This window comes from Mycobacterium sp. TH-M25 (genome assembly GCF_057473665.1).
Genome location: NZ_JBYCLA010000384.1, coordinates 1 through 8,194, shown reverse-complemented (window position 1 = coordinate 8,194; position 8,194 = coordinate 1). Strand labels below are relative to the sequence as shown.

Annotated in this window: 9 protein-coding genes and 1 riboswitch; of the genes, 8 read left to right on the top strand and 1 reads right to left on the bottom strand. The window is 64.3% G+C overall.

Annotated elements, in window-relative coordinates:
• The 8 genes from AC2VOU_RS12950 to AC2VOU_RS12915 all read left to right on the top strand — a co-directional run.
• Positions 1-1,549 (top strand): methylmalonyl-CoA mutase family protein (locus tag AC2VOU_RS12950; protein WP_486957742.1); only part of this gene is annotated, 1,549 nt, incomplete at its 5' end.
• Positions 1,550-1,640: 91 nt separating this feature from the next.
• A complete protein-coding gene (gene meaB, locus AC2VOU_RS12945) occupies positions 1,641-2,639 on the top strand; it encodes a methylmalonyl Co-A mutase-associated GTPase MeaB (protein ID WP_486957741.1) in 999 nt (332 codons plus the stop codon).
• A 23-nt stretch (positions 2,640-2,662) separates the two neighbouring features.
• Positions 2,663-3,928 (top strand): esterase/beta-lactamase LipL, encoded by a 1,266-nt coding sequence (gene lipL, locus AC2VOU_RS12940; protein ID WP_486957740.1) that lies wholly within the window; start codon positions 2,663-2,665, stop codon positions 3,926-3,928.
• An 18-nt stretch (positions 3,929-3,946) separates the two neighbouring features.
• A complete protein-coding gene (locus AC2VOU_RS12935; protein ID WP_486957739.1) occupies positions 3,947-4,528 on the top strand; it encodes a carboxymuconolactone decarboxylase family protein in 582 nt (193 codons plus the stop codon).
• 470 nt (positions 4,529-4,998) lie between these two features.
• On the top strand, positions 4,999-6,123 hold the full coding sequence (locus AC2VOU_RS12930) for an NAD(P)H-dependent flavin oxidoreductase (protein ID WP_486957738.1): 1,125 nt from the start codon (positions 4,999-5,001) through the stop codon (positions 6,121-6,123).
• Between the two features lie 71 nt (positions 6,124-6,194).
• Complete coding sequence (locus AC2VOU_RS12925) at positions 6,195-6,287, top strand: TetR family transcriptional regulator (RefSeq protein ID WP_486957737.1); 93 nt, start codon at positions 6,195-6,197, stop codon at positions 6,285-6,287.
• 6 nt (positions 6,288-6,293) lie between these two features.
• Complete coding sequence (locus AC2VOU_RS12920; protein WP_486957736.1) at positions 6,294-6,869, top strand: hypothetical protein; 576 nt, start codon at positions 6,294-6,296, stop codon at positions 6,867-6,869.
• Positions 6,851-7,023: riboswitch (M-box (ykoK) riboswitch) on the top strand. (Overlaps the previous gene by 19 nt.)
• Before the next feature lie 266 nt (positions 7,024-7,289).
• Positions 7,290-7,508: an Rv1535 family protein gene (locus AC2VOU_RS12915; RefSeq protein ID WP_486957735.1), complete on the top strand. Its 219-nt coding sequence runs from the start codon at positions 7,290-7,292 to the stop codon at positions 7,506-7,508.
• Between the two features lie 61 nt (positions 7,509-7,569).
• On the opposite strand, the gene AC2VOU_RS12910 is transcribed toward AC2VOU_RS12915, so the two are convergent.
• Positions 7,570-8,194: lipase family protein (locus tag AC2VOU_RS12910; protein ID WP_486957734.1), on the bottom strand; the 625-nt coding region annotated here is incomplete at its 5' end.

Genomic DNA, 8,194 nt, shown 5'->3' with positions numbered 1-8,194 from the left:
CGACATCTTCGCTTATACCAGCGCGAAGATGCCGAAGTTCAACTCGATCTCGATCTCTGGCTACCACATCCAAGAGGCGGGCGCCACAGCGGATTTGGAGCTGGCCTATACGCTGGCCGACGGTGTCGACTACATCCAGGCCGGCCTGGACGCCGGCCTGGACATCGACAAGTTCGCGCCCCGGTTGTCGTTCTTCTGGGGCATCGGGATGAACTTCTTCATGGAAGTGGCCAAGCTGCGCGCGGGCCGGCTACTGTGGAGCGAGTTGGTCGCCGGATTCGGAAGCAAAAGCCCGAAATCCAGGTCGTTGCGGACCCATTCGCAGACCTCTGGATGGTCGCTGACCGCGCAGGACGCCTTCAACAACGTCGCACGTACCTGCATCGAGGCGATGGCCGCCACTCAGGGCCACACCCAGTCACTGCACACCAACGCTCTCGACGAGGCGCTGGCCTTGCCGACCGACTTCTCGGCCCGGATCGCACGTAATACTCAACTGGTGTTGCAGCAGGAGTCGGGGACCACGAGACCGATCGACCCGTGGGCCGGCTCCTATTACGTGGAGTGGCTGACTTATCAGCTCGCGCAGCGGGCACGCGCTCACATCGCCGAAGTCGCCGAGCATGGCGGAATGGCGCAGGCGATCAGCGAGGGCATTCCCAAGCTGCGCATCGAGGAAGCCGCCGCGCGGACCCAGGCCCGTATCGACTCCGGCATCCAACCGGTGATCGGCATCAACAAATACCAAGTCGACGAGGACCAGGAGATCGAGGTCCTCAAGGTCGAGAACAGCCGGGTGCGGGCCGAGCAGTTGGCCAAACTCGCAGAGCTGCGGGCACATCGGGACCAGGCCGTGGTCGAGGCCGCACTGGCCGAGCTGTCGCGTGCTGCCGAGGCGCATGGTCGCGCTGGTGCGGACGGGCTCGGTAACAATCTGCTGGCACTGGCGATCGACGCCGCTCGCGCCAAGGCCACCGTCGGCGAGATCTCCGACGCGCTCGAGAAGGTCTATGGCCGTCACCAAGCGGAGATCCGCACCATCGCCGGGGTGTACCGCGATGAAGCTTCGGGAGGCGGGAACATGACTTCCTTCTCTGACGCAACCGAACTCGTCGAGAAGTTCGCCGAGGCAGACGGGCGCCGGCCACGGATCCTGGTGGCCAAGATGGGGCAGGATGGCCACGATCGCGGGCAGAAGGTGATCGCTACGGCGTTCGCCGACATCGGATTCGACGTCGACGTCGGCGCCCTGTTCTCGACACCGGCGGAGGTCGCCCGCCAAGCCGCGGACAACGATGTCCACGTCGTCGGGGTCTCCTCGCTGGCGGCAGGCCACCTCACACTGGTGCCGGCGCTACGCGACGCGCTTGCCGAGGTCGGTCGCCCCGACATCATGGTCGTCGTCGGCGGCGTGATCCCGCCCGGAGACTTCGCCGAGCTGTACGCGGCGGGTGCCACCGCGATCTTCCCGCCGGGCACGGTAATTGCCGATGCGGCGCGCGATTTGCTGCATAAGCTGGCGGAACGACACGGATACACGCTGGACTGATGCTCGAACCAGCCCGCGAGTGTAACGTCACTGCGAAATCCGGCTTGGTTTTTCGCGGTAGCGTTACGCGCGCGACGCGAGGGGTCGAGGCGTGACGCCCCGGGATCTCGCCGAAGCCATCCGCGGTGGTGATCGGTCCGCGCTGGCGAGGGCGATCACGCTGGTGGAGTCGACGCGTGCCGATCATCGTGCTCGCGCGCAGCAGTTGCTGCTGCAATTGATGCCGGCATCCGGCAGCGCCCTGCACGTGGGCATCACCGGGGTGCCTGGCGTCGGCAAGTCGACCACCATCGAAGTGCTCGGCATGGACTTGATCGGACGTGGCCACCGGGTTGCGGTACTGGCCGTCGACCCGTCGTCGACCCGCACCGGGGGATCGATCCTCGGCGACAAGACCCGGATGCCGCAACTGTCAACGCATTCCGATGCTTACGTGCGTCCCTCCCCGACTTCGGGCACCCTCGGCGGGGTCGCCAAAGCCACCCGCGAAACCATCGTGCTGCTGGAAGCCGCCGGATTTGACGTGATCCTGGTCGAGACCGTCGGGGTCGGCCAGTCCGAGGTTGCGGTGGCCAACATGGTCGACACCTTCGTCTTCCTCACCCTTGCACGGACCGGCGATCAGTTGCAGGGCATCAAGAAGGGCGTGCTCGAGCTTGCCGACATCGTGGTGGTGAACAAGGCCGACGGTGACCATCTGACCGAAGCCCGTAAAGCTGCCCGCGAACTCTCCGGCGCTATCCGGCTCATCCACTCCCGTGAAACCCTCTGGCGACCACCGGTTCTCACCATGAGCGCATTGGAAGGTACTGGGCTGAAAGAGTTGTGGGACGCCGTCGTGCGGCATCGCGAGGTGCTGACCGATGCCGGCGAGTTCGAGGCGCGCCGCCGGGCCCAGCAGGTGGACTGGACCTGGCAGATGGTCCGCGACACCGTGCTGGACCGGGTGATGTCCAATCCCGCTGTCCGCAAAGCTCGCACGGACGTGGAGCGCCAGGTCCTGACAGGTGAATTGACGCCAGCCCTTGCTGCTGAGCAAATATTGAAGCTAGCTTCCATAACGAATGAACAACTTCCGCTTCGATCGTAGAGTGAGACGGTAGATTCGTGATCATGACCCCCGAAGCCGTGGGCAATCGCCGATTCGTGCTGCCGCGCGGTGTTCACGGCGCCGCCGATCCACATTTCGCCTGCGCGGTGCGCAATTTCGCCGGCATGTTTCACGGCCGCCGATTCGGCGGCGGGGCGCTGGCGGTCTATCTCGACGGGGAACCCGTCGTCGACGTGTGGACGGGTTATGCGGATCGGCGCGGCCGGGTGCCGTGGACGGCCGATTCGGCCAGCATGGTGTTCTCGGCGACCAAAGGCATGGCCTCCACGGTTATCCACCGTTTCGTCGACCGGGGCCTGATCGGGTATGACGTTCCGGTCGCCCATTATTGGCCCGAATTCGGGGCCAACGGGAAAGCCGAGATCACGGTCCGCCAGCTGATGCGGCACCAAGCGGGTCTGTCGGCCCTGCGTGGCGCGAGCAAGCAAGACCTCCTGGACCATGAACTGATGGAGCGTCGCCTCGCGGCGGCCCGCCCCGGTTACGCGTACGGCCGATCGGCCTACCACGCGTTGACCTACGGCTGGCTGTTGTCCGGGCTGGCGCGTGCGGTCACCGGTAAAGGCATGCGGCAGTTGATCCGCGAAGAACTCGCGGAACCGCTGGGTACCGATGGATTGCATCTGGGCCGGCCGCCCGGCGACGCCGCGACCCAACCCGCTCAGATCATCATGCCGCAGATCGCATTGCAAAACCCGGTGTTCAACGCGGTAGCGCCGATGATCGCCTCGATCCCGCAGGCCGCCGGTTTCAGCTCGATGTACTTTCCGGGTGTGAAAGCGGTTGCGCAGGGCGATATTCCGCTTTTGGACGCGGAGATTCCAGCGGCCAACGGGGTGGCCACGGCACGCGGTCTGGCGCGGATGTACGGCGCGCTCGCCAACGGCGGGCGGATGGACGGCACGCAGTTCCTGTCGCCCGAGGTGACAGCTGGACTTGTCGGCCGGCGAAGTCCGCGGCCGGACGGCAACCTGGTGATCCCGCTGTCGTTCCATCTCGGTTACCACCAACTGCCGTTGGGTCTGGTACCAGGATTCGGCCATGTGGGACTGGGTGGCTCCGTCGGGTGGGCCGACCCGGATAGCGGCTTGGCGATCGGCTTCGTGCACAACCGGTTGCTGACGCCGTTCGTGCTGGTCGACCACGCCGGACTCCTCGCGATCAGCGCACTGTCCCGGATGGGTGCCGCCGCGGCGCGCAAGGATGGCTTCGAGCGGGTCGCTGATTTCGGTGCGCCTTTCGCTGAGACGAGAGCCGTTGCCGGCTAAAACATTTGACCCAGTATCGTGACATCTGACCAAGAGGGCCGTGTTCCCCGTCTACCACTGGACGAGGCCAGAGCCGCTGCGGATGAAGCGGGCGTACCGGACTACATGGCAGAGTTGGCCATTTTTCAGGTTCTGCTAAATCACCCCAACCTCGCGTCCGGCCTCAACGACCTGCTCGCCCGAATGTTGTGGCAGGGCAAGCTGGATTCGCGGCTGCGCGAGCTGGCGATCATGCGGATCGGGTGGCTGACGGGGTGCGAAAATGAATGGGCTCAGCACTGGCGGGTCGCACAGGGGCTCGGGGTCAGCGCCGATGATTTACTGGGCGTTCGGGATTGGCGTGCCTATCAAGCCTTCGGACCGACCGAGCAGGCGGTGCTGGCTGCGACCGACGACGTTGTGCGCGACGGCGTGGTCAGCGGGGAGAGTTGGGCGACGTGCCGGAAGGTGTTCGGATCCGATCACGCAAGACTGGTCGAGCTGGTCATCGCGATCGGCGCCTGGCGGATGGTCTCCTCGATTCTGCAGAGTCTGCAGGTGCCGCTGGAAGCAGACGTGCAGAGCTGGCCACCGGATGGGCGAGCGCCCACCAGTAACTGACTGATGCGTCAGGCATTGTTCGTCAACGTATTTCGGCTGCGTATAACGCTTGTGCCCATTCGCTCTCGCGTCGGTCAACCGCTTCAGCAGAAGAGCCGTCATTTCTTTACCGTCGTTGGGAAATGGGAAAGCGCCACCTCCAATCGGCGTCCGTTGTACGGCCGACAACGGCTTCCAAAGCGGTCGTTTCTCGCGTTGGCATGTGAGACGGCAGCTGTGATGTCGGCGCGCGACCTCGTCAACTCGTGGAACCGTTCCCCATGGGTGTCTTACTTGACTATCAGTGGCGTGTCAGCCGGCGGTTTTTGCGGCGGTCTCGTAGCGCCCAATGGTGTTTTTCCGTTTGCATTCTCGGACCGGCCATTGTTTTTAAGGATCGCTTGGGCAACGGAAAAGTTTGGGGGAAATGTCAGTCAGTCAAATGCAACGTGCGATTGACATACCAATCAGTAATTCGTAGCGTCACTGCGATGCGAACAAGAGTGGCACAAATGCTTGGCGTGGAGTTCCCGATCTGTGCGTTCAGTCACTGTCGAGACGTGGTGGCCGCGGTCTCCAACGCCGGCGGCTTGGGCATCTTGGGAGCTGTCGCGCACAGCCCCGAACGCCTGGACAATGAACTCAGCTGGATCGAACAGCAGACCGGAGGAAAGCCTTACGGTGTCGACCTGCTGCTGCCGCCCAAGTACGTGGGCGCCGACCGGGGCGGCATCGACGGCGACCAAGTTCGCGAATTGTTACCCGAGAAACACCGTCAGTTCGTCGACGAGATCCTAATCCGTTACGGGATAAGACCTTCCAGCGATCCGGAGCGGCGGCCGCGCGGCCAGCTCAACATCTCACCCAAGGGCTACGGACCGCTGCTCGACCTCGCGTTAAGCCATCGCATCCGGCTCATTGCCAGCGCCCTCGGGCCCGCTCCCGCCGACCTGGTCACCCGAGCGCACGGTTGCGATGTCCTGGTCGCTTCGCTGGCCGGGACTACCCGGCACGCGCGGCGGCACGCCGAGACCGGTGTCGATCTGATCGTGGCCCAGGGCACCGAGGCGGGCGGGCACACCGGTGAAGTGTCGACAATGGTGCTGGTTCCCGAGGTGGTAGACGCGGTAGCGCCGGTTCCAGTTCTCGCCGCGGGGGGAATCGCGCGGGGTCGCCAGATCGCCGCCGCGCTGGCGTTGGGCGCCGAGGGTGTGTGGTGCGGTTCGGTGTGGCTGACCACCGAAGAGGCGGAGACCTCAACTGTCGTGCGGGACAAGTTCCTTGCCGCTACTTCGTCGGACACCGTGCGCTCGCGCTCGCTGACGGGCAAGCCGGCGCGCATGCTGCGCACGGCGTGGACCGACGAATGGGAGGACGGCGGCAATCCTGACCCGCTGCAGATGCCGCTGCAGACCGCGCTGGTGGGCGATGCCCAAGTCCGCATCAATAAGGCCGCCGCCCAAGCTGATTCCAAGGCTCGTGAACTGGCTACCTACTTCGTCGGGCAGGTTGTGGGCGCGATGAACAAGGTTCAACCGGCCAAGACCGTGGTGCTGGACATGGTCGCTGAATTCATCGACGCCGTAGCGCTTCTCGATGGGGTGGTTGACAAGTGATCGACCGTGGGGGCACCCATAGGCGGCGGGCGGTCAGTTAAGAGGACACGACCAAGCGTCGCGACGAGATCATGGTTACGGCAACGAAAGTTTTTGCGCGCAACGGCTTTCATGGCACTTCTATCTCGCATATTGCCACCGAGGCGGGTTTGACGTACGGGTAGGTCTACTTGTATTTCGACTGCAAAGACGAGTTCTTCCACGCGCTGATGGCCGCCGGGGGAGAAGCCCTGCGCGCCCACATCGCAGCCGCCATCGCCGCGGCGAACGACCGGCCGGATCGGGATTGGGAGCCACTGCGCATCGCCGTGCATGCAGTCCCGGATTTCGTCGAGGCCGATGAGGCCGGCACCAAACTCCTGCTCCGTGATGCTTACGCGCTGGGGGATCAGTCCGAGAAGCACCTCGGCAGCATGTACGAGCGGTTCATCGATGACATCGAAAAGCGCATGATCGTGGCCCAGCAACTGGGCACGGTGGTCAGCACTCCACCGCGGATGCTCGCGTTCAGCCTGGCGGCGCTGATCGGTCAGCTAGCGCATCGCCGCCTCACCACCGACGACGGTGTCAGCGCGGCCGATGTCGCGGACATCGTCGTCGCGTTTCGCTCAACGGTCTCCGGCCCAGGGAAAGCCGTGGAACCGACGTCACCGCTTGATAACGGCTGGTTAGCGTGTTCGGAGTGGTGGTTTGACGCGGGCGAGATGTTCGTGCATCATCGACCGGGTAAGCACCTCGTTAGGTGAGGCGTCTACACGGACACAGGCCACTGACCCCGAACGTCGAGAGACGCCCAGGGTCAGGACAGCTCCTCCCGGCTTAAGGGTTGAGCCCAAGTGGCTTCCGGAAATGATCCGGATACGCCGTGTAGTGCCGAAACTCTGACGAGTGGGGTGCGGTTTTCCCGACGATGGTCGGGTCCTGTACCTCTGTTTGCGTGTGAAAAGTGCGGTGAATCCGCACGTAAAGCGACCGCGAGGAGGTGAGGGACGCATGAGTTCCAGTTCTAGTCCGGATCGATATCCGGGCGTTTCGTCCCGATCCGGCCTGCGGCGCACGGCTTGCAGCTGAGTCAGTTCCGGCTCACCTAGCCTTCCCGCTCGACGCCGTATCGGACGGACACCGAATTCTGTTGTGCCCGTTTGATTTACGCGTAGGAGGCGATCATGACCGCTGTTCTGTACGACGAGGTGGTAGCGCCGACGTCCGCGCCAAGGCTCACGGTGGTGCCTGACCCGGCATCGGTGACGCCGAAGACCTCGCCGCGCCCCCGCCTGATGGGCGGCGACCCGCTGGTCGACGGAGCCGCTCGGCTGCTGTCTGTGCCGCTGCGTCAGCTGTACGCCGCGCTGTGGCGCGCGGGTGTCATCGAGGTCGGCGCCTGAAGGGCGTTCCAGACTCCCGGTATCCGAGGTGCTTGACCGCTTCGGTGCCGGGAGTTCTGCGTCACTGCTGAGCCGCGATATAGGCCGACAATCCATCGCGATACGCGGCGAGACTGTGCCGCCAGCCGACCTGGATCGCTCCGCCACTGTCGACGGTGATCTGCGCGCCCACGTGCACGTACGGGGCAGGAGGCAGATAGGGCACGATGTCGAGGAAATTCACAACGCGGTAACAGCTTTCGATCACGGCGTTGAAATGTGCGGCGAAGTCGCTCAAACCAACTCTTGGCCCGGCGAAGGTGATCAGCCGGGGTTCCATCGCGTTCGGCGGCATGTTGCGGGCGATATCCGGTGCCGCGAGAACCGCGAGCGCGGCGCCCAGACTGTGGCCGGTAACGAGAATCTGGTCGCAGCCGGCGGTTGCCGCGGCCAGCTGGGCCACGATATCAGCGCGAACAAGTTCATAGATGTCCTGAAAACCCGAATGCACCTGTCCGAAGCCGCTGATCGGGCGGTAGTCATCGGGCACCGCGTCGATATCGGCCAACCACTCGGCGACATCGGACGTGCCTCGAAATGACAGGAATGCCCTGCGGCCGGCCGGGTCGCGCCCCATCAGCCCGAAGATGTTGGTGTCCTTGGTCATCGCGGCGACCGTCGGGTGCGGATCGGTCATCGCGGCGAGC

Excerpts from the sequence above, each read along its gene's own strand:
- lipL (WP_486957740.1), top strand. The coding sequence starts at position 2,663 with ATGACCCCCGAAGCCGTGGGCAATCGCCGATTCGTGCTGCCGCGCGGT.
- AC2VOU_RS12930 (WP_486957738.1), top strand. The coding sequence starts at position 4,999 with ATGCGAACAAGAGTGGCACAAATGCTTGGCGTGGAGTTCCCGATCTGT.
- AC2VOU_RS12925 (WP_486957737.1), top strand. The coding sequence starts at position 6,195 with ATGGTTACGGCAACGAAAGTTTTTGCGCGCAACGGCTTTCATGGCACT.
- AC2VOU_RS12915 (WP_486957735.1), top strand. The coding sequence starts at position 7,290 with ATGACCGCTGTTCTGTACGACGAGGTGGTAGCGCCGACGTCCGCGCCA.